Source organism: Ancylobacter oerskovii, from assembly GCF_018390555.1.
GTDB lineage: Bacteria > Pseudomonadota > Alphaproteobacteria > Rhizobiales > Xanthobacteraceae > Ancylobacter > Ancylobacter oerskovii.
The window spans coordinates 858036-878108 of record NZ_JAHBGB010000002.1 but is presented as its reverse complement, the minus strand read 5'-3'; the positions used below and the strand labels follow the sequence as shown (position 1 = coordinate 878108).

Genomic DNA, 20073 nt, shown 5'->3' with positions numbered 1-20073 from the left:
CCAAGGCGTGGATGCCCGGGACAAGCCCGGGCATGACGGGGATCCCGTGAGAGACCGATGCAGCCGGCGGCAGGTATGCGGTCACAGGAAGGACGTCCTCGTTCTTTCCCTCTCCCCGTCGGGGAGAGGGAGCCGCACAGCTCCGTGACCGCCGCCTATTGAAAGAGGGGCATCCCCTCCCGCCACCATCGTCCACCGGGGCGCGGGTCCCACGCAGCCCCGCGCGCGACCCGCGCCCAGCGTACCCCGCCATTGCCGCCGCGCGTGCCATCCTCTAAACCGCGCCGCAACACCTCTTCGAAGGACGGCGCCCATCATGGCCAAGGACAAGCCCACCAAGCTCAAGGCGCGCATGCCGCGCGGCCTCGCCGATCGCGGCCCGGCCGAGCTCGCCTCCACCCGCGCCATGCTCGAGACCATCCGCAAGGTCTACGAGCTCTACGGCTTCGAGGCGCTGGAAACGCCGTTCATCGAATACACCGACGCGCTCGGCAAGTTCCTGCCCGACCAGGACCGCCCGAACGAGGGCGTGTTCTCCTTCCAGGATGACGACGAGCAGTGGTTGTCGCTGCGCTACGACCTCACAGCCCCGCTCGCCCGCCACGTCGCGGAGAATTTCGACCGCCTGGCCAAGCCGTTCCGCAGCTACCGCGCCGGCTGGGTGTTCCGCAACGAGAAGCCCGGTCCCGGCCGCTTCCGCCAGTTCATGCAGTTCGACGCCGACACGGTGGGCGCCCCCACCGTCGCGGCCGATGCCGAGATCTGCATGATGGCCGCCGACACGCTGGAGGCGCTGGGCATCGCGCGCGGCGACTATGTGATCAAGGTCAACAATCGCAAGGTTCTCGACGGCGTGCTGGAGGCCATCGGCCTCGGTGGCGAGGAGAATGCCGGCCGCCGGCTCACCGTGCTGCGCGCAATCGACAAGTTCGACAAGGTGGGCATCGAGGGCGTGCGGGATCTGCTCGGCGAAGGCCGCTGGGAGAACCCGGCCGCCAAGAGCGGCGACTTCACCAAGGGCGCCGGCCTGGACGAGGCGCAGGCGGCGGTCGTGCTGTCGCTGCTCGACCGGCAGGCTTCCTATGAGAAACCGGCGAACGAGACCTATGCCGCCGGCCTCGCCGAGCTCGACGAGATCGCGGCTCTGGTCACGGCGGCCGGCTATGAGGGCCGCGTGAAGATCGACCCCTCCGTGGTGCGTGGCCTCGAATATTACACCGGCCCGGTCTTCGAGGCCGAGCTGACCTTCGAGGTGAAGGACGAGAAGGGCCGCCCGGTGCGCTTCGGCTCGGTGGGCGGCGGCGGGCGTTATGACGGCCTTGTCGGCCGCTTCCGTTCCGAGCCGGTGCCGGCCACCGGCTTCTCCATCGGCGTCTCTCGCCTCGCCTCGGCGCTGAGCTATCTGAAGTCCGCCGAGGCGGCGCCGGAATACGGCCCGGTCGTTGTGGTGGTGATGGATCGCGACCAGACCGCCCATTACATGGGCCTCGTCGCGACGTTGCGGAGCGCCGGCATCCGCGCCGAGATGTATCTCGGCAACCCGAAGAATCTCGGCAACCAGTTCAAATATGCCGACCGCCGCAACTCGCCCTGCGTGGTGATCCAGGGCTCGGACGAGCGGGCTGCCGGGCAGGTGCAGATCAAGGACCTGATCGAGGGCGCCAAGGCCGCCGCCGCCATCACCGACAATGCCGAGTGGCGCTCGTCGCGCCCGGCGCAGTTCGCCTCTAGCGAGGCCGAGCTGGTCGAAAAAGTGCGCGAGCTGCTCGACCATCACGGCGTGCCGCACGGGGCCGCGCTGAGCTGAGGCCTCTAAGCTGAACCGATGCGTAAGTTGTTAATATATAAGTGAAAATTATATCGACGGAGTCGGCTCGAAAAAGTCAAACGATCACTAAAGAAAAAAGTGAATCAATTCACAACTTGGATGTCTTGCTGTCGTGGCCGTCCTGTGTTGTGAATGTCGTTACCGTACAAGATGTCCGGTCGGCAGTTCCCGTCTTACAGCTTCGCAGCTGAGGCGGTGATTGGACTCTGCTCAAGTTGCTGAGAGTTTCTCGCTCTGGCGAGGAAGGGGGGCGCCCCCGGTGACACGACGACGCCCCCAAACCGCCCCGTTAAGGGGCGTCCCCGAAACGCAGGGGCCTGCCATGGCAGGCCCCTGCTACGGACGCTTTTCAGCGCCGGCCAGTCAACTTTACAGGTGTGCATAGGAAGAGTCCGCAAGAATTGCGCTCTAGGGGGCACCCGTTCACATTTTTCTCCGATTTCGTACAAAATGTTTTTGCGATTCCAGCGCCCAACCGACGGGCTGAGCGTTTCCCGCTGATATCGGGGCGTGCTTGAAGCTGTCTTACTAGGGACAACGCTTGATTCCGAGGGCGGCATCACCGTCATCAGCACGGCGGGCGCGGCCAATCAGGACTATCTGCGCGATCTCGGCGCGACCCCGACAACCTATGGGCCGGGGCTGAAGGAGCGGGTGCGCGCCCTGGCCCCGCAGGGCATCGATGCGGCGCTGGACGTCGCCGGATCGGGCATCCTTCCCGAGCTGATCGAGATCGTCGGCGCGTCGTCCCGCGTCGTCTCCGTGGCGGATTTCTCCGCTTCCCGCTACGGCGCGCGGTTTTCCGCCGGGCCGCCGCGCGACCCGGACCGCGTGCTCGCCGAGGCGGTGCGGCTGTGGGCGGACGGCCATCTGCGCGTGAATATCGACCGGCGGTTTCCGTTCGCGCGCACGGCGGAGGCTCATGAGGTCAGCGCCCGCGGCCATGTCGCCGGCAAGCTGGTGATCACGGTTCCCTGAGCGCCGGCTCGGCCGTCGTCGCGGCGCGAGAAAACTGATCCGCACTCCCTCCGCCCGGCCTTATCCTCCCTGCACCTCGCTCGATGAAGGGGCGCAACCGCAGCGGCCGATCGCGCGGGCGGAGGGCGGTGGCCATGGAGCGGGCGTAACGCACCCGGTTCATGGCCGCCCAAGCCCTGTATTCCCGGCCGGCCTTCCCGCCGGTCACGCGGCGAAGCGTGCCTCCCGCAAACTCCGGCCGCTCGCGGCGGGGAGCTTTCGGCGCTTGCGTTGCACCTCCGCGCGGCAACCATGTCACATGCCGTGCATGGACCCGGCCGGCCCGCTTTGCTAGAAGCCGCGGACCGATGCCGCCCTTGGGCCGGCGCATGCCAGAGACGAGACCATGACCGCCGCCCCCACCCATGCCGAGGAGCTGCTCGCGCTCTATGCCCGCGCCGGCTATGAGCGCGTCGATCCGCCGGTGCTGCAGCCGGCCGACGCTTTCCTCGACCTGTCCGGCGAAGCGATGCGCCGCACCATGTTCGTCACCACCGGCGAGGATGGCAGCGAGCTCTGCCTGCGCCCCGACCTCACCTTGCCGGTGTGCCGGCTCTATATCGCCGACGGCGCCGCCCAGCCGCGCGACTTCGCCTATCTCGGCCCGGTGTTCCGTTCGGATGCGCCGAATGGCGAGTTCCTGCAGGCCGGCGTCGAATCCTTCGGCCGCGCGGACCGCGAGGCGGCCGATGCCGAGCTGCTCGCCCTCGGCCTCGAAACCGCGGCGCTGTGGGGCGTCACCGAGCCGAATGTCCGCCTCGGCGATGCCGGCCTGTTCGCCGCGCTGCTCGACGCGCTCGACCTGCCGCCCGGCTGGCGGCGGCGGCTGGTCAAGGATTTCGCCCGCTCCGGCGATCTCGGCGCCGATCTCGCCATGCTGCGCGAGCGCCCAGACGGCGGCGGTGTCGCCGCCCATGCCGGCGTGCTGAAGGCGCTGGCGGGCTCCGACAAGGCGGCGGCGCACGCCCTCGTCACCGACCTCATCTCCATCGCCGGCATCTCGACGGTGGCCGGGCGCTCGGTGTCGGAGATCGCCGAGCGCTTCCTGGAACAGGCCGCCTCCGGCGATGCCGAGGGCCTGCCGCCGGAAAAGGTGGCGGTGCTGGAGCGCTATCTGGCGGTTGCCGGCGAGCCGGACGCCGCCGCCCGGGCGCTCCGGGCGCTGGCCGCTGATGCCGGGCTGGATCTTTCCGCCCCGCTCGACGCCTTCGAGACCCGCACCAATTTCCTCGCCGCCCAGGGCGTCGAGGTGGAGCGGCTGCATTTCGCCGCCGCCTTCGGCCGTCCGCTCGACTACTACACCGGCATGGTGTTCGAGCTGCACGACAATGGCGGCGACACCCCGCTGGTGGCCGGCGGGCGCTATGACGGGCTGCTCGCCCGGCTCGGCGCGCCCTATCCGATACCGGCGGTCGGCTTCGCGGTCTGGCTCGGCCGGCTCGATGCCCTGGAGGCTCGTTCATGAGCGCAAAGATGAGCTCGCTTGTCGTCGCGGTTCCTTCCAAGGGCCGCCTGCAGGAAAATGCGAGCGCCTTCTTCGGTCGCGCCGGCATGACGCTCGCCCAGTCGCGCGGCGCCCGCGACTATCGCGGCACGCTGTCGGGGGTCGAGGGGGTCGAGGTCGCCTTCCTCTCCGCCTCGGAGATCGCTTCCCAGCTGGCTTCCGGCGCCGTGCATCTCGGCGTCACCGGCGAGGATCTGGTGCGCGAGACCATCCCCGACGCCGATTCCAAGGTGCTGCTGGTCGAAGGCCTCGGCTTCGGCCACGCCAATGTCGTGGTGGCGGTGCCGCAGGCCTGGATCGACGTGCGCACCATGCGCGACCTCGACGACGTGGCGACGCATTTCCACGCCAGCCGAGGCCGCCGCATGCGGGTGGCGACCAAATATCTCAATCTCACCCGCAGTTTCTTCGCTCGCCACGGCATCGTCGATTACCGCATCGTCGAGAGCCTCGGTGCCACCGAGGGCACCCCGGCGGCCGGCACGGCGGAGCTGATCGTCGACATCACCACCACCGGCTCGACGCTGGCGGCCAATGCGCTGAAGGTGATCGACGACGGGGTGATGCTGCGCTCGGAGGCCAATCTGGTCGCCTCGCTGAACGCCGCCTGGACGCCGCAAGCCCGCGCCGCGGCGCGGGCGCTGCTGGATCGCGTCACCGCGGCCAAGCGTGCCGCCACCATGCGCGAGGTGAAGACGCGCTTTTCCGCCTGCGACACCGCCGTGGTCGCCGAGGCGGTGCAGCGCTTCCGCGCCGTCGCGCCGTTCGGTGCCCCGACCTCCTCCGGCATGGTGACGCTGCACTGTCCGCCGGACACGCTGCACGGCCTTGCGGTGTTCCTGCGCGAGAAGGGCGCGGCGACGGTTTCGGTCGGCCCGCTCGATTATGTCTTCGCGGCGGAAAACCCGCTTTACGAGAAGCTGGAGGCGCGGATCGGCTGAGGGGCGGATGGCAACGGGCCTGCTGGCAACGGGCCTGTGTGCTTCGAGGCTCGGTGCCGCTCGCACCTCAGCATGAGGAAAGCTGAGCCGAAGGTTTTCGCTGTCAACCGACCTTCCTCATCCTGAGGTGCCCGGGGCGTAGCCCAGGCCCTGAAGGACGCAGGCGGCCGATGCAGGCGACGGCGGATGCGCATCCGGGTGCAGCTAGGCCACGAGAACGACGTCATGGCCGGGCTCGGCACGGCCGTCCATGTCTTTGGCGCGGTCCGGCGCAGGGCCCCAAGGCGTGGATGCCCGGGACAAGCCCGGGCATGACGGCCTGACGGTGCGGGCATGACGGCCTGACGGTGAAAGTGTCGTATCGAGCGAGGGGCGCGCCGCTCACCCCTGCGCCGCCAGCCCCTGCGCTTCGGCTTCCGCCAGCGCGAATTCTTCCGCCTCGCCGAGGGCGAAGCCGAACAGGATCAGGCACGGTCCCGACGGGCGGCCGCCGAACTTGTCCGCCACCGCCGCATCGAGCCTATCCTTCAGCGTCGCGACCGTCGCTGCCACCCGGAATTCCTCCGGGCGGGTGGCGGAGAACACGGCGAGGGCGGGGGTATGCGGATCGAGGCCGGCGGCCATCGCCTTTCCGGCGAGCTCGCCCCAGGTGCGCTGGGGCATGTAGACCACGGTGGTCGCCGCCTTGTCGGCGAGCGCCGTCCAGTCGAGGTCGACAGGCAGCTTGCCGTCGCGGGCATGGGCGGTGACGAATTGCAGCCGGCGCGCATGGTCGCGATGGGTCAGCGACACCGTCATCCGGCTCGCCGCGCCCTGCGCCGCCGTGATGCCCGGCACCACGTCGATCGGCAGCCCGGCGGCACGGGCGGCGGCGATCTCCTCGCCGGCGCGGCCGAACACCATCGGGTCGCCCCCCTTCAGCCGCACCACGCGCTTGCCCTGCTGCGCCAGAGCCACCATCAGCGCGTTGATGTCGTCCTGCTTGCAGGAGGGCTTGTAGCCGGACTTGCCGACCAGCGTCTTCTTCGCCTCGCGGCGGGCGACGTCGAGCACCGCCGGGGCGACGAGGTCGTCATAGAGCACCACGTCGGCCGATTGCAGCACTCTCACCGCCTTCAGCGTCAAAAGCTCCGGGTCGCCCGGCCCGGCGCCGACCAGGGTGATGGAGCCGCGGCCGTCTTGCTCGCGCGCGCTGCGGGCGCGAGCGAGCAGATCCTCGCGCAAGGCCTCGTCCGGCAGCGTGTCGGGCGCTTCCAGCGCGTGGCGGGTGAAGCGTTCCCAGAAGCGTCGCCGGCCGTGATGGCCGAGTTCGAGCGCGGCGACGAAGGGGCGCCAGCTGCGGGCGGCCTCGGCCCACTGCTTGAAACCTTGCGGGACCACCGATTCGATCTTGGCCCGCACCGCCTGGCCGAATACCGGCGCCGCCCCGTCGGTGGAGATGCCGACCACCAGCGGCGAGCGGTTGACGATGGCGCCGAAGGCGAAGTCGCACAAGGCCGGCTTGTCGACCACGTTCACCGGCACGCCGGTCGCGCGGGCGACGGCGGCGAAGCGTGCGCCTTCCGCGTCATCCTCGATGGCGCCGATGGCGAGCGTGGCGCCCTTCAGGTCTTCCGGCGTCCAGTCGCGCGCATGGAGCGTGACGCGGCCATCGGTTTCGGCCACGAGGCCGGCGAGGGCCGGCGACGCCTCGGCGGCATAGACATCGAGTCGCGCCCCGGTGGCGGCGATCAGTTCGGCCTTCCAGGCGGCGGCGTCGGAACCGCCGGCCAGCACCACGCGACGCCCCTCCAGCGCGAAGAACACCGGCAGCCGGGCGAGCGGCGCCATACGCCCGCCGCCCTGTTCGGCAGGGCGGCGCGGGGGAGGGGATTCGCCCGTAGGGTCGGCCATGGGTTGTCTCGTCGTCGTGCCGGAGCGCAGCGTGGCTGCGCGGTAAACCGCCAATATACCATGGTGTCGCCGGCGATGAATGCCGGCAGCGCCGGGCCTCAGTGGCTCTTTTCGGAAAGCTTGTCGGTCCAGGCCAGCACCACGCCGGAGACCACAAACACCACATGGATGATCACCAGCCAGGTCAGCTGCTTCTCGTCGACGCCGCGGTCGAGGTTCATGAACGCCTTCAGGAGGGCGATGGCCGAGATGGCGACGATGGAGGCGAGCAGCTTCTGCTTCAGCCCGGAGAAGTCGACCTTGGTCATCCATTCCGGCCAGTCGGCATGGCCTTCGGCGTCGATCTTGGAGACGAAGTTCTCATAGCCGGAGAAGATGACGATGATCACCAGGCTGCCGGTGAAGGTGAGGTCGATCAGCGCCAAGATGCCGAGAATGGTGTCGTTCTCGTCGAAGCCGTTGGCATGGCTGACGAAATGCCACAGCTCGATGCCGAACTTGTACAGTAGCACCGCCAGCGCGATGACGAGGCCGATATAGAACGGCGCCATGATCCAGCGGCTGACGAAGATGAAGCGTTCGATCAGTTTTTCCATGTCTGGCCCATTCTCCGCCTGCCCCGTTCGGCGCGCCGCTCGCCGGCGCCGCCTTCTCGCAGATGCGAAGAGGGGTGGCATGACGCGGCGGCGGGTTCAAGGGGGGCCGTGGCGGATCGGGAAGGTTGTCGCACCTCGGGGCGAGCGGAGCTGCCCGCATGGCCGGGTGGCCCGATCCTGGCCGGGGAGCCGACACGACGACGGCCGGGAGATGTCCCGGCCGTCGCCTTCATCCGCAGGAAAGGAGCGCTCTCAGGCGCCGACGCCGGTGCCGATCGGGCAGGAGACGCCGGTGCCGCCGAGCCCGCAATAGCCGCTCGGATTCTTGGCGAGGTATTGCTGGTGATAGCCCTCGGCGAAATAGAATTCCGGGGCCGGCACGATCTCGGTGGTGATGGGATCGTAGCCCTTCGCCGCCAGCGCCGCGCCATAGGCCGCCCGGCTCGCCTCCGCCGCCGCCTGCTGCTCGGGGGAGAAGGTGTAGATGCCGGAGCGGTACTGGGTGCCGATATCGTTGCCCTGGCGCATGCCCTGGGTCGGGTCGTGCGATTCCCAGAACACCTTCAGCAACTCGTCGTAGCTCACCACCTTGGGATCGAAGACCACCAGCACCGCCTCGGTATGGCCGGTGCGGCCGGAGCAGACCTCCTCATAGGTCGGGTTGAGCGTCGGCCCGTTGATGTAGCCGACCGCGCTCACCCATACGCCGGGCGTCTGCCAGAATTTGCGCTCGGCGCCCCAGAAGCAGCCCAGCGCGAAGACGGCGGTTTCCAGTCCCTCGGGATAGGGCCCCTTGAGCGCATGGCCATTGACGAAATGCGTCGAGGCCGTCGGCAACGGACTTGCCCGTCCCGGCAGCGCCTCGGACGGGGTGGGCAGTTCCAGCGATTTCTTGAAGAAGAACATGTTTACGTCCCTCGCTTTTCCGCGCCTCAATATGGTGATCCGCCGTCGCGATTGCGAGGGGAGGCGTCAGGCGCGCCTGCGCCCGGCGAGGAGCAGCAGCAGGCCGAGGACGATCAGCACCGCCGCCAGCGGCGCTTGCAGCAGCGGCGCGGCGAGGTGGCTCCAGCCGCCGGCCGGCAGATCGGCGTCGCCCAGTGCCTGCCCGAGGCTGGTCGCGCTCGCCGCCGCCCAGGCATCGCCCAGGGGCGTGTAGAGCAGCCGCGAGGAGGCGATGGAGCGCACCCCGTCGAGCACCAGCGCCACGAAGCCGCCGGCAAGCAGCCAAAGTCCGAGAAAGCGCAGCAGAAACCTGATCATGTCCTCTCTTTCGCCACTCGAAGCCGCGGCGCCGGCGCCGCTCGCCCGAGCCTCCGGTCTAGGCGAGCCCCGCCGGGCTGGCAAGCACCGGCGGGGTGCCGGCGGGGTGCCGGCGTCGGGGACGGGCCTGCCGTTCGCGCAGCCTCGGCTCCCGTTTCCGGCATTGACGTTACGGCGCAAATTTTGTAAGTGATCGTTCACTAACATATTTGAAGAGGGTGTGCCGGATGTTCACGCGGCTGATGACGGCACGGCGCTTCGCGCCGATGTTCTGGGCCCAGTTCTTCAGCGCCTTCAACGACAATTTCGTGAAGAACGCCATGGCGCTGCTGATCCTCTACGGACTCGGCGAGACGCATGGGGGCGCCCTCGTCACCGCCGCCGGCGGCGTGTTCATCCTGCCCTTCTTCCTGCTCTCGGCCCTCGGCGGCCAGTTGGCTGACCGTTACGACAAGGCGCTGGTGGCGCGCCGGCTGAAGTTCGCCGAGATCTGGATCATCCTCGTGGCGGTCATCGGCTTCGTGCTGCAGTCCTTGCCGCTGTTGTTCGTCGGGCTGTTCTTCATGGGCGCGCTGAGCGCGCTGTTCGGGCCGGTGAAATACGGCATCCTGCCCGACCAGCTCGCCAAGGAGGAACTGGTCTCCGGCAACGCGCTGATCGAGATGGCCACCTTCATCGCCATCCTCGCCGGCACGGTGGGCGGTGCCATCGCCATCACCCATACCGGGGAATGGTTGGTCGCCGTCTTCACCTTCGCCGTCACCGTTTTTTCCTGGCTCGCGGCCCGCTTCATCCCGCCGACCGGCCCGGCGGCACCGGACCTGCGTATCGACGCCAACATCTTCCGCGCGACCGCCCGGCTGCTGGCCGAGCTGAAGGTTCGCCGGCCGGTGTGGATCGGCGCGCTGATCGTCAGCTGGTTCTGGCTGGTCGGGGCGGTGGTGCTGTCGCTGCTGCCCACCCTGGTGCGCGAGAATATCGGCGGCGACCAGGGGGTCGTCACCCTGTTCCTCATGCTGTTCACCGTCGGTGTCGCCATCGGCTCCACTTTGGCGGCCAAGCTGTCGGAGGGGCACATCCTGCTGGCGCTGGTGCCGTTCTCCGGCATCACGCTCGGCATCTTCGCGCTGCTCATCGCCTGGGGCATCGCCGGCGAGCCGGCAGCGGCCGGGCTGATGGGGTGGCGGGAATTCCTCGCGACCGGCTCAGGGCCGTGGATCGCGCTCGCGCTGACGGGGCTCGCGGCGTCGGGCGGCGCCTTCGTGGTGCCGACCTTCGCCTATGTGCAGAGCGAGGCGCCGGAAGACCAGCGCGCCCGCGTGATCGCCGCCAACAATGTGCTGAACGCCGCCTTCATGACCGCCGCCGCGGTGGTGGTGGCGCTGCTGCAGGTCGCCGGCGCGGGCGTGCCGCTGCTGATGGCGCTGGTCGGCCTCTCGACATTGCTGGTGGCCGTCGCGGTCGGGCGCGCCTTCCAGGGCCATGTGATGCGCGATCTGATCCGCGTCATCTTCCGGGTGCTGTTCCGTGTCGAGGTGACGGGTGCCGAGCATCTGCGGGCCTCCGGCGAGCGCACCGTGGTGGCGATCAACCATGTGAGCTTCCTCGACGCACCGCTGATCATGGCGCTGCTCGACAACGACCCGATCTTCGCGGTCGATGCCGGCATCGCCCAGCGCTGGTGGATCAAGCCGTTCCTGAAACTGGTACGTGCCTTCCCGCTCGACCCGACCCGGCCGCTCGCCACGCGCGATCTCATCCGGCTGGTGCAGCAGGGCGAGACGCTGGTGATCTTCCCCGAGGGGCGCATCACCGTCACCGGCTCGATCATGAAGATCTATGACGGGTCGGCGCTGATCGCCGACAAGTCCGACGCGCAGATCGTGCCGGTGCGCATCGAGGGGCTGGAGCAGACCCCGTTCTCGCGCCTCACCGCGGATCAGACCCGCAAGCGCTGGTTCCCCAAGGTGCGCGTCACCATCCTGCCGCCGCGCCGGCTGCAGGTCGACAAGGAACTGTTCGGCCGCAAGCGCCGCCGGGCGGCAGGAGCCGCGCTCTACGACGTGATGAGCGACCTCGTCTTCGAGACCAGCCATACCGGCACGACGCTCTATGAGGCGGTGGAGGCGACCGCCGATCGTCTGGGCCGCAAGCGGCTGATCGTCGAGGACCCGCTCGGCACCCAGCTCACCTACCGCAAGCTGTTCCTCGGCGCGAAGATCCTCGGCGCCAAGCTCGCCGCGCTGACCGGCCCGGGCGAGGCCGTGGGCGTGCTGTTGCCGAACGCGGCCGGCATCATCGTGGTGCTGCTCGGCCTGCATCGCCATGGCCGGGTGCCGGCGATGCTCAACTACACCGCCGGCGCCGCCAATCTCGTCTCCGCTTGCAAGACGGCGAAGCTCACCACCATCGTCACCTCCAAGGCCTTCATCGAGAAGGCGCGGCTGGAGGACGAGATCGCCGAGCTCGCAAAGCATGTGCGCATCGTGATGACGGAGGACATCCGCGGCGGCATCACCGCCTTCGACAAGCTGAAGGGGATGCTGCCTGCACGGTTGCCGGTGCGGATGGATCCCGACGGGCCGGCCTTCATCCTGTTCACCTCCGGCTCGGAAGGCGTGCCGAAGGGCGTGGTGCTGAGCCACCGCAACATGCTCGCCAATGTGGCGCAGGTGGCGGCGCGCATCGATTTCTCGCCGGCCGACATCATCTTCAACGTGCTGCCGGTGTTCCACTCCTTCGGCCTGCTGGGCGGGCTGGTGCTGCCGATCGTGTCCGGCACCAAGACCTATCTCTATCCCTCGCCGCTGCACTACCGGATCATCCCGGAGCTGGTCTACGCCACCAACGCCACCGCGATCTTCGGTACCGACACCTTCCTCGCCGGTTATGCCCGTACGGCCAATCCCTACGATTTCCGCTCGCTGCGCTTCGTGGTGGCCGGCGCCGAGCCGGTGAAGGCGGAGACGCGGCGGGTGTGGATGGAGCGCTTCGGCCATCGCATCCTGGAAGGCTACGGTGTGACCGAATGCTCGCCGGTGGTGGCGGTGAACACGCCGATGTTCAACAAGGCCGGCACGGTCGGGCGCATCCTGCCGGGAATCCGCCGTCGTCTCGAGCCGGTCCCCGGGATTGAAGACGGGGGGCGGCTGCATGTGAAGGGGCCGAATATCATGCTCGGCTATTTGCGGGCCGAGGAGCCGGGCCACATGCAGCCCCCGGAGGCCGGCTGGTACGACACCGGCGACATCGTCGCCATCGACGAGGAAGGCTTCGTCGCCATTCGCGGCCGTGCCAAGCGCTTCGCCAAGGTGGCCGGCGAAATGGTCTCGCTCGCCGCCGTCGATGCCATGGTGTCGGCCCTGCGGCCCGACGCCGAGCACGTGACCGTGGCGGTGCCGGACGCCAGGAAGGGCGAGCGCATCCTGCTGCTCACCACCGCCACCGATCTCACCCGCGCGGCCCTGCAGGCGCATGGCCGCGAGGTCGGCGCCACCGAGCTGATGATCCCGGCCGAGATCCTCTTCATGGACAGCCTGCCCCTGCTCGGTTCGGGCAAGGTGGACTTCATGGCGGCGCGCAACAAGGCGCTGGAGGCGGTGGCCGCGCGCAGCGTCTCCTCGCGGGAGGGACAGGCGTGAGCACGCCCGGCGGTCCCTCCCAAGGACGAGGGCCGGAAGGACGCGGCGCCCGCACCCGCCTTCGGATCGAGGAAGCGGCGCTGCGGCTGTTCGCCTCCCGCGGGGTGGCGGGCACCTCGGTGCGCGACATCGCCGAAGCCGTCGGGGTGTCGGAAGGCGCGCTCTATCGCCATTTCCCCTCCAAGGAGGAGCTGGCGCGCGCGTTGTTCCTCGAGCGCTATGCCGATCTGGCGCAGCAGATTCTCAAGCTGAAACAGCGGGATATGCCGCTGTCTCGGCAATTGGGGCGAGTGGTGGAGCTCGGCTGCGCACTGTTCGACGAGGAGCCGGCGCTGTTCGCCTATCTGCTCATCAACCAGCACGACCACCTCGCCCATGTGCCGGACGATCCCGAGCGCAATGCGGTGTCGGCACTGGCGGTGCTGCTGGAGACCGGCGGCTCCGCGCCGCCGCAGCCGCCGGCATTGGCGGCGGCCATGGTGCTGGGCCTTCTGGTCCAGCCGGCGGTGTTCGCGCTTTATGGCCGGCTCGACGGCCCGCTGATGCGGCACGCGCCAGCCATCAGCGAGGCGATGCTGCGGGCGCTGGGCCTTGCCCCGATCGAGGGAGGCGACGGCGCCTGAAAGGCGAGCGATCAGAACAGCTTGAGACCGGGCGGGATCGGTAGGCCGGCGGTGAGCGCCTGGGTGCGCTCCTGGATCAGCCGCTCGCCCTTGCCGCGGGCGTCGCCATGCGCGGCGACGATCAAATCCTCAAGGATTTCAGCTTCTTCCGGGTTCAGCAGGCTGGGGTCGATGGTGACGCCCTTCAGTGCGCCCTTGGCGCTCATCACCACCTTCACCATGCCGCCGCCGGAGACGCCCTCGACCTCGATGGCATCGAGCTCGGCCTGCATCTGCTCCATGCGGGCCTGCATCTCCTTCACCTTGGACATCATGCCAAGCAGGTCTTTCATGCGGAAATCCTCAAGAAAAATCGTGGATTGTCAGGTGGTTAGAATTCGATCTCGTCATCGGCGCCCGGGCCGTCGTCGCGGGCGGCCATGAGCTCGTCGTCGCTCGCATAGTCGTCGAGCGCGGGCGGGATCTCCGCCGTGGTGCGGACATCGACGATCTTGGCGCCCGGGAAGCGCGAGAGGACCGCTTCCACCAGAGGGTTCGCCTGCACGTCGGAAAGCAGGGTCTCGCGGGCGGATTTCGCTTTCTCCGCAACGGTTTGCTCGCCTTCTTCGCGGGAGAGGGCCACCAGCCAGCGGCGGCCGGTCCAGTCGCTGAGCTTGTTCTGCAGCTCGGCGACGAGGCTCGGGCCGGCCTCGGGAGTGAGGGCGATCTCCAGCTTGCCTTCCTCGAAGGCGACCGGCCGGACGTGATTCTCCAATGAAAACTTGAGCTTGAGGTCACGCCGTGCCGAGGCGAGGGCCACCAGGTCCGCCATGGTCTCGATGCGGATGGCAGGCGCCGTCTCCACCGGGCGGACGGCCGGGCGGGGGGCTTCGGTGCGGCTGGCGACGGCCAGATGCGAGGCCGGTGCGGTGTACGATGCGGCCGACGGAGCGGCGGCGATGGCCGGTGAGGCCATCTGCTTCGAAATCGGGGCCGATTGCATCGCCACGGCGCTCGCCGGGCCGGCTCCGCGCGCCTGCGGCCCGGGGCCGGGGCCACCGAGGCGAGGCGAGGGGGCGTCGCCGCCTCCGCCCGGGGCGCCGTCCGTGTCGCGCAGCCTGCGCAGCGCCTCGTCGGGGGTCGGCAGGTCGCTGGCATAGGCGAGGCGGACGAGCGCCATCTCCGCCGCCTGCATCGGCTTGGCCGCCTGCTGCACCTCGGCGAGGCCCTTGACCAGCATCTGCCAGGCGCGGGCCAGCACCCGCATCGACAGCGTCTCGGCGAGCGCCCGGCCGCGCACCCGCTCGGCCTCCACCAGCGCCGCGTCGTCCGCCGCCTGCGGCAGGATCTTCAGCCGGGTGACGAGATGGGTAAACTCGGCGAGGTCGGCGATCACCACCGCCGGGTCGGCGCCGGTGTCGTATTGCTCGCGCAGCTCGACGAGGGCGGTGGCGACGTCGCCCTTCATCAGTGCCTCGAACAGATCGATGACGCGGCCGCGATCGGCGAGGCCGAGCAGCGAGCGCACCTGCTCGGCATGCACGGTGCCGCCGCCATGGGCGATCGCCTGGTCGAGCAGCGACAGCGAATCGCGCACCGAGCCCTCGGCGGCGCGGGCGACGAGGCTGAGCGCCTCGGCATCGATGGTGACGCCTTCCGCCTCGCAGATGCCGCGCAGGTGATTGGCGAGCACGCCGCTGTCGATGCGGCGCAGGTCGAAGCGCTGGCAGCGCGAGAGCACCGTCACCGGCACCTTGCGGATCTCGGTGGTGGCGAAGACGAACTTCACATGCTCCGGCGGCTCCTCCAGCGTCTTCAGCAGGCCGTTGAAGGCCGCGGTGGAGAGCATGTGCACTTCGTCGATGATGAACACCTTGTAGCGCGCCAGCACCGGCTTGTAGCGCGCCGCCTCGATGATCTCGCGCACGTCGCCGATGCCGGTGTTGGAGGCGGCGTCCATCTCCTGCACGTCGACATGGCGCGATTCGATGATGTCGCGGCAATGGCGGCCGAGCACGGGCATGTCCAGCGTCGGCGCGCCGCCGCCCGCCGGCCCGTCCGCCGGCTCGTAATTGAGCGCGCGGGCGAGGATGCGGGCGGTGGTGGTCTTGCCCACCCCGCGCACGCCGGTGAGGATATAGGCCTGCGCGATGCGCCCCGACGCGAAGGCGTTGGAGAGCGTGCGCACCATCGCCTCCTGCCCGATCAGATCGGTGAAGGTCTGCGGCCGGTACTTGCGGGCGAGCACGCGATAGGGCGTCGCGGCCGGAGCCGCCGGGACGGTGGCGAGACCGAGGCCGGGCATGGCGTCGTCGTCGGCGGGTAGGTCGGGGCGATCCGCGCTCATGGTGCCTTCATAGCATCGCGGGGGGGCGGCAATGCAACGCCGCCGGGCGGATGGACGGAAAAATCCGGGGAAGGCGAGGTGAGGCGGCCCGGTCGATGCAGGCTGGCAAAGGCCTCGGCGCCGTCGATCCGTGCGCGGACGAAGCGGCGGGAGCTTTCGACGAGGTTCTGCGCGGCCTCGCGCCCAAGGGCGGCGGGAAGGCTGCCGCGCGGCCTTGCGGGCGTGCTGCGAGCGGCAGGCGCCCGGCCGGTCGGCGACATGGCATCCCCGGCCGGCGCGCGCAGAAAGCCGACCCACGGCGATGGGGCGGATGGCGGCGGCTCTCGATTTTCCGGGAAGGCCTTCCCCGAAGCGGGAAGGCGACGCAAGGGTGGGAGGCTGACATGCGACCCGAGACGGGCTCGTTGGGGCTGCTTCCTTCCGGACCTGACCCGGTTGGCGAGTGGCTCGTCCACCGCCAACCTCCCGCCGCCTATATCGGGCAGATGCGCCGGCGATGCAAGGGGGCGCCAAGGGGCGATTGTCCATCCCCCGTCCGCGCGCTATGCCAGCGGAACCGGATCTCGTAGCCGGCGATCATCAGGGCGGCCATCACCCATGAGCGCGGATCAGCCCACCGACCACACCGTCGACCCTCCCGTCGGCCTCTTCGCCCTGCCGGCCTGCCGCGACCGCGCCTGGACGCGCCGGGCCATCGAATTGCTGCAGGGCGACCGGCGGCGCTCGGCCGACACGCATCTGCTGAAACCCGTCTTCACCGGGCTGGCGGGCATCTCGGTCTATCTCAAGGACGAATCCACCCACACCACCGGCAGCCTCAAGCACCGGCTGGCGCATTCGCTGTTCCTGTACGGCATCTGCAACGGCCGCATCGACGAGGGCACCACGCTGGTCGAGGCCTCCTCCGGCTCCACCGCGGTGAGCGAGGCCTATTTCGCGCAATTGCTCGGCCTGCCCTTCATCGCGGTGATGCCGCGCTCCACCAGCCCGGCCAAGGTCGAGGCCATCGAGCGCTTCGGCGCGCGCTGCCATTTCGTCGACAGCCCGGCGGAGGTCTACGGCACCGCGGCGCGGCTCGCCGCCGAGGCCGGCGGCTACTATCTCGACCAGTTCACCAATGCCGAGCGCGCCACCGACTGGCGCGGCAACAACAACATCGCCGAGAGCATCTTCGGCCAGCTCGGCGCCGAGCCGGACCCGGTGCCCGACTGGGTGGTGATGAGCGCCGGCACCGGCGGCACCTCGGCGACCATCGGCCGCTACATACGCTACCGCAACCTGACGACGCGGCTCTGCGTCGCCGATGTCGAGAACTCGGCCTTCTTCGACGCCTATCATTCCGGCGATCTTTCGGTGACCTGCCCGCGCGCCTCGCGCATCGAGGGGGTGGGAAGGCCGCGCGTGGAGCCGTCCTTCATCCCCGGCGTCATCGACCACATGATCCGGGTGCCGGACGCCGCCTCCATCGCCGCCGCCCATGTGCTGTCGGAGCGGCTGTTCCGCCGGGTCGGCGGCTCGACCGGCACCAATTTCCACGCGCTGTGCCAGCTGGCCGCCGGCATGCTGCGCGAGGGGCGCCGGGGATCGCTGGTGACGCTGATCTGCGACGGCGGCGACCGCTATGCCGCCACCTATTACAACCCCGACTGGCTCGCCGCGAGCGGCCTCGACATCGCGCCCCATCGCGCGGCGATAGAGCGCTTCCTCGACACCGGCATCCTGGCGCTGCCGTAAAGGGGCCGCCCTTTCCATCCCGCTCCCTCACGGGGAGAGGGGGCTTTGCCGCTCTCTTGGCATTTTCGGCCGGGCTTCGCGGGGGACTAGGTGCCGGCGAAACGGTCCGTCGCCCGGATCAGCCGGTCCAGTATCCCCGGCTCGCTATAGGCGTGGCCGGCGCCCTCGATGAGGTGGAACTCGGCCTCCGGCCATGCCTTGTGCAGCAGCCACGCATATTTCGCCGGGCAGGGCATGTCGTAGCGGCCATGCACGATGACGCCGGGAATGCCGGCGAGCTTGGGGGCGTCGCGCAGCAGCTGGCCGTCCTCCAGCCAGGAATCGTGGAAGAAATAGTGGTTCTCCACCCGCGCGAAGGCCAGCGCGTAATGGCCGTCATGATAGGGCGCGGTCAGCTCCGGGTTGGGCAACAGGGTGATGGTCTCGCCCTCCCAGATCGTCCACGCCTTGGCGGCTTCCAGCTTCCGGGCGTCGTCGTCGCCGGTCAGCAAGGCGCGATAGGCGCGCACCGGGTCGGCGCGCTCGGCCTCCGTCTTCAAGGGCGCGAGGAAGCGCTCGAATTTCTCCGGGAACATCTCCGAGACGCCGAAACGGTAGTACCAGTCGATCTCGGCGGGCGTCATCGTGTAGATGCCGCGCAGGATCAGCGCCGAGACGCGCTCGGGATGGGCCTCGGCATAGGCGAGCGCCAGCGTCGAGCCCCAGGAGCCACCGAACACCACCCATCGCGCGTGGCCGAATTTTTCCCGCAGCCGCTCGATGTCGGCGACGAGGTGCCAGGTGGTGTTGGCCTCCAGCCCGGCATAGGGCGTCGAGCGGCCGCAGCCGCGCTGGTCGAACAGCACGACATCGTAGCGGGCGGGATCGAACAGGCGGCGGTGGCTCTCGCTGATGCCGGCGCCGGGCCCGCCATGCAGGAACACCGCCGGCGTCGCGCCCGGCGTGCCGACGCGCTCGTAATAGAGGACATGGCCGTCGCCGACATCGAGATGGCCGGTCTCATAGGGCTCGATGGCGGGGTAGAGGGTGCGCAGCGCCGCAGGCTGGTCGGTCATCGGGGACTCACCGAATCGGGACAGGATGGCAAGGCTTAACCGGGGCGGGCCGGTTTGTAAGCGTATCCTTTCCGCCCGATGGGGGCGCTTGCGCGAGATGTCCTTGCGCGAGATCTCCTTGCGAGACGTGGCCGCGCCGGCGTTCCGCGTCTATAGAGAAGGCCTGTACAGAGACCGCTGGCTCACAGACGGCTTGCACCGGACCCGGGACGGTACGACGACATGACGACATCCGACATCTTCGCCCTCGATCCCCGCCTCGCGGCCGACAGCTTTCCGGTCATGGAACTGCGGCGCTCGACGCTGCTGCTGATGAACGACGCCCGCTATCCCTGGCTGATCCTGGTGCCGCGGGTGCCCGGCGCCGTCGAGCTGATCGACCTCGACCCGGCGGTGCGCGCGGGGGTGATGCATGAGCTCGACCGGGTGGCGCGGGAGCTGAAGCGGCTGACGAACTGCCACAAGCTCAACGTCGCGGCGCTCGGCAACATGGTGCGGCAGCTGCACCTCCACGTCATCGCCCGCTTCGAGGCCGATGCCGCCTGGCCGAACCCGGTCTGGGGGCGTGGCTCGCCGGTGCCCTATGCCAGCGCCGCGGCGCAGGACCTGATCGCGCCGCTCAGGGCCGCGCTGGAGGACGTCGCGTGAGCGTGGACGAGATGGATGCCGCCGGCCTCGGCGAATGGCCGCATCTCGGCTACAGCGCCTTCCGGCTCGACCGCGCGAGCGACCGGCGCGCCCGCATGCCGGAATTCCTCGCCGACCCGCGCGCCCGTGCCTGCCTGATCGCCGGCGAGACGGTGGTGCTGGTGCCGCGGGCGGCAGGCGCCTCCGCGGCGTCGCATTCGGCGCTCATGCCGCTGGCCGAGGCGCTGGCGCTGGGCGGGCGCACCGGCGAGGCCTGCCTGCTCGGCCTCGACGGCGAGGGGAGCGAGGCGGTGCCGCACATGGTGCTGCCGCTGCATGCGGCTTCGGCCGGGGCGCTGGCCGAGCGGGAAGAGTTCCTGCTCACCGACCTGCGCTCCATCGCGGTGCAGGGGCTGGTGCCGCCGGACGAGCTCGCCGAGCTCGCCTGCGCCAAGGCGATGCTGGCCTGGCACGCGCGGCGGAGCTTCTGTTCCAATTGCGGCACCCGGCTCACCGTGGCGGAGGCGGGGTGGCGGCGCGAATGCCCGCATTGCGGCGCGCAGCATTTCCCGCGCACCGACCCGGTGGCGATCATGCTGACCATCGACGGCGATGAGTGCCTGCTCGGCCGCTCCGCCCGCTTCGCGCCGGGCATGTGGTCGTGCCTCGCCGGCTTCGTCGAGCCGGGCGAGACCTTCGAGGAGGCGGCGCGGCGCGAGACGCTGGAGGAGGCCGGCATCCGCACCGGCGCGGCGCGCTATCTGTGCTCGCAGCCCTGGCCGTTCCCGATGTCGGTGATGATCGGCTTCCATCTCCAGGCCGCCAGCCGGGAGATCCGCATCGACGACAACGAGCTGGAAGGCGCGCGCTGGTTCCACCGCGACGAGGCGCGCCTGCTGCTCACCCGCACCCATCCCGACGGGCTGGTGGCGCCGCCGCCGATGGCGATCGCCCACCATCTCATCCGCGCCTTCGTCGAGGGGCGCGACCCGCCGGCGGGGTGAACCCGCCGCGCGGGAGGGGAG

The 20073-nt window shown here is 69.5% G+C and carries 15 protein-coding genes, 1 other RNA gene and 1 pseudogene; 9 read left to right on the top strand and 8 right to left on the bottom strand.

What is annotated here, in order from left to right:
• The first annotated feature begins 316 nt into the window (after positions 1-316).
• The 4 genes and pseudogenes from hisS (at position 317) to hisG (ending at position 5290) form a co-directional block, all read left to right on the top strand.
• Positions 317-1807: a histidine--tRNA ligase gene (hisS, locus tag KHC19_RS04280; RefSeq protein WP_213350822.1), complete on the top strand. Its 1491-nt coding sequence runs from the start codon at positions 317-319 to the stop codon at positions 1805-1807.
• Between the two features lie 576 nt (positions 1808-2383).
• Positions 2384-2806 (top strand): annotated as a pseudogene (locus KHC19_RS25760) (zinc-binding dehydrogenase); the annotation flags it as partial.
• A 385-nt stretch (positions 2807-3191) separates the two neighbouring features.
• A complete protein-coding gene (locus tag KHC19_RS04270; protein ID WP_213350818.1) occupies positions 3192-4310 on the top strand; it encodes an ATP phosphoribosyltransferase regulatory subunit in 1119 nt (372 codons plus the stop codon).
• Complete coding sequence (gene hisG, locus KHC19_RS04265) at positions 4307-5290, top strand: ATP phosphoribosyltransferase (protein WP_425514509.1); 984 nt, start codon at positions 4307-4309, stop codon at positions 5288-5290. Before KHC19_RS04270 ends, hisG begins: the two co-directional genes overlap by 4 nt.
• 381 nt (positions 5291-5671) lie before the next feature.
• Here hisG and cysG read toward each other — a convergent pair whose 3' ends face one another.
• The 4 genes from cysG to KHC19_RS04245 form a co-directional block, all read right to left on the bottom strand.
• Positions 5672-7183, bottom strand: coding sequence for a siroheme synthase CysG (gene cysG / locus KHC19_RS04260; protein ID WP_378296096.1), 1512 nt, complete (start codon positions 7181-7183; stop codon positions 5672-5674).
• 98 nt (positions 7184-7281) lie between these two features.
• Positions 7282-7779, bottom strand: a complete 498-nt coding sequence (locus KHC19_RS04255) for a TIGR00645 family protein (protein WP_213350816.1) — start codon at positions 7777-7779, stop codon at positions 7282-7284.
• A gap of 252 nt (positions 7780-8031) precedes the next feature.
• Positions 8032-8685 carry a peptide-methionine (S)-S-oxide reductase MsrA gene (msrA, locus tag KHC19_RS04250; protein ID WP_213350815.1) on the bottom strand — a complete coding sequence of 218 codons (654 nt, stop codon included), beginning with the start codon at positions 8683-8685 and terminating at the stop codon, positions 8032-8034.
• Between the two features lie 66 nt (positions 8686-8751).
• A complete protein-coding gene (locus KHC19_RS04245; protein ID WP_213350814.1) occupies positions 8752-9042 on the bottom strand; it encodes a hypothetical protein in 291 nt (96 codons plus the stop codon).
• A 227-nt stretch (positions 9043-9269) separates the two neighbouring features.
• On the opposite strand from KHC19_RS04245, the gene KHC19_RS04240 reads away from it, so the two are divergent.
• Positions 9270-12683, top strand: coding sequence for an acyl-[ACP]--phospholipid O-acyltransferase (locus KHC19_RS04240; RefSeq protein ID WP_213350812.1), 3414 nt, complete (start codon positions 9270-9272; stop codon positions 12681-12683).
• Positions 12680-13306 carry a TetR/AcrR family transcriptional regulator gene (locus tag KHC19_RS04235; RefSeq protein ID WP_213350810.1) on the top strand — a complete coding sequence of 209 codons (627 nt, stop codon included), beginning with the start codon at positions 12680-12682 and terminating at the stop codon, positions 13304-13306. Before KHC19_RS04240 ends, KHC19_RS04235 begins: the two co-directional genes overlap by 4 nt.
• 11 nt (positions 13307-13317) lie before the next feature.
• On the opposite strand, the gene KHC19_RS04230 is transcribed toward KHC19_RS04235, so the two are convergent.
• The 3 genes from KHC19_RS04230 to ffs form a co-directional block, all read right to left on the bottom strand.
• Positions 13318-13638, bottom strand: a complete 321-nt coding sequence (locus KHC19_RS04230) for a YbaB/EbfC family nucleoid-associated protein (RefSeq protein WP_213350808.1) — start codon at positions 13636-13638, stop codon at positions 13318-13320.
• 38 nt (positions 13639-13676) lie between these two features.
• The gene (locus KHC19_RS04225; RefSeq protein ID WP_213350806.1) at positions 13677-15632 is read right to left on the bottom strand and encodes a DNA polymerase III subunit gamma/tau; all 1956 of its coding nucleotides are present in this window, start codon (positions 15630-15632) and stop codon (positions 13677-13679) included.
• A 370-nt stretch (positions 15633-16002) separates the two neighbouring features.
• Positions 16003-16098, bottom strand: an RNA gene (gene ffs / locus KHC19_RS04220) — signal recognition particle sRNA small type.
• Between the two features lie 131 nt (positions 16099-16229).
• On the opposite strand from ffs, the gene KHC19_RS04215 reads away from it, so the two are divergent.
• Positions 16230-17366 (top strand): PLP-dependent cysteine synthase family protein, encoded by a 1137-nt coding sequence (locus tag KHC19_RS04215; RefSeq protein WP_213350804.1) that lies wholly within the window; start codon positions 16230-16232, stop codon positions 17364-17366.
• Between the two features lie 86 nt (positions 17367-17452).
• On the opposite strand, the gene pip is transcribed toward KHC19_RS04215, so the two are convergent.
• Entirely contained in the window at positions 17453-18421 is a 969-nt protein-coding gene (pip, locus tag KHC19_RS04210; protein ID WP_213350802.1) for a prolyl aminopeptidase, read from the bottom strand.
• Between the two features lie 222 nt (positions 18422-18643).
• Here pip and KHC19_RS04205 point away from each other — a divergent pair, with 222 nt between their 5' ends.
• Together KHC19_RS04205 and nudC are read left to right on the top strand one after the other, a co-directional pair.
• The gene (locus tag KHC19_RS04205; protein WP_213350801.1) at positions 18644-19069 is read left to right on the top strand and encodes an HIT domain-containing protein; all 426 of its coding nucleotides are present in this window, start codon (positions 18644-18646) and stop codon (positions 19067-19069) included.
• An 11-nt stretch (positions 19070-19080) separates the two neighbouring features.
• Positions 19081-20052: an NAD(+) diphosphatase gene (nudC, locus tag KHC19_RS04200; RefSeq protein ID WP_213351046.1), complete on the top strand. Its 972-nt coding sequence runs from the start codon at positions 19081-19083 to the stop codon at positions 20050-20052.
• The last annotated feature ends 21 nt before the right edge of the window (positions 20053-20073 follow it).

Bases quoted from the DNA above. Each gene is read 5' to 3' on its own strand.
- nudC (WP_213351046.1), top strand. From the start codon at position 19,081: ATGGATGCCGCCGGCCTCGGCGAATGGCCGCATCTCGGCTACAGCGCC.
- KHC19_RS04240 (WP_213350812.1), top strand. From the start codon at position 9,270: ATGTTCACGCGGCTGATGACGGCACGGCGCTTCGCGCCGATGTTCTGG.
- KHC19_RS04225 (WP_213350806.1), bottom strand. From the start codon at position 15,632: ATGAGCGCGGATCGCCCCGACCTACCCGCCGACGACGACGCCATGCCC.
- KHC19_RS04205 (WP_213350801.1), top strand. From the start codon at position 18,644: ATGACGACATCCGACATCTTCGCCCTCGATCCCCGCCTCGCGGCCGAC.
- KHC19_RS04255 (WP_213350816.1), bottom strand. From the start codon at position 7,779: ATGGAAAAACTGATCGAACGCTTCATCTTCGTCAGCCGCTGGATCATG.
- hisS (WP_213350822.1), top strand. From the start codon at position 317: ATGGCCAAGGACAAGCCCACCAAGCTCAAGGCGCGCATGCCGCGCGGC.
- pip (WP_213350802.1), bottom strand. From the start codon at position 18,421: ATGACCGACCAGCCTGCGGCGCTGCGCACCCTCTACCCCGCCATCGAG.
- KHC19_RS04215 (WP_213350804.1), top strand. From the start codon at position 16,230: ATGAGCGCGGATCAGCCCACCGACCACACCGTCGACCCTCCCGTCGGC.
- KHC19_RS04230 (WP_213350808.1), bottom strand. From the start codon at position 13,638: ATGAAAGACCTGCTTGGCATGATGTCCAAGGTGAAGGAGATGCAGGCC.
- KHC19_RS04245 (WP_213350814.1), bottom strand. From the start codon at position 9,042: ATGATCAGGTTTCTGCTGCGCTTTCTCGGACTTTGGCTGCTTGCCGGC.
- KHC19_RS04270 (WP_213350818.1), top strand. From the start codon at position 3,192: ATGACCGCCGCCCCCACCCATGCCGAGGAGCTGCTCGCGCTCTATGCC.
- hisG (WP_425514509.1), top strand. From the start codon at position 4,307: ATGAGCGCAAAGATGAGCTCGCTTGTCGTCGCGGTTCCTTCCAAGGGC.
- cysG (WP_378296096.1), bottom strand. From the start codon at position 7,183: ATGGCCGACCCTACGGGCGAATCCCCTCCCCCGCGCCGCCCTGCCGAA.
- msrA (WP_213350815.1), bottom strand. From the start codon at position 8,685: ATGTTCTTCTTCAAGAAATCGCTGGAACTGCCCACCCCGTCCGAGGCG.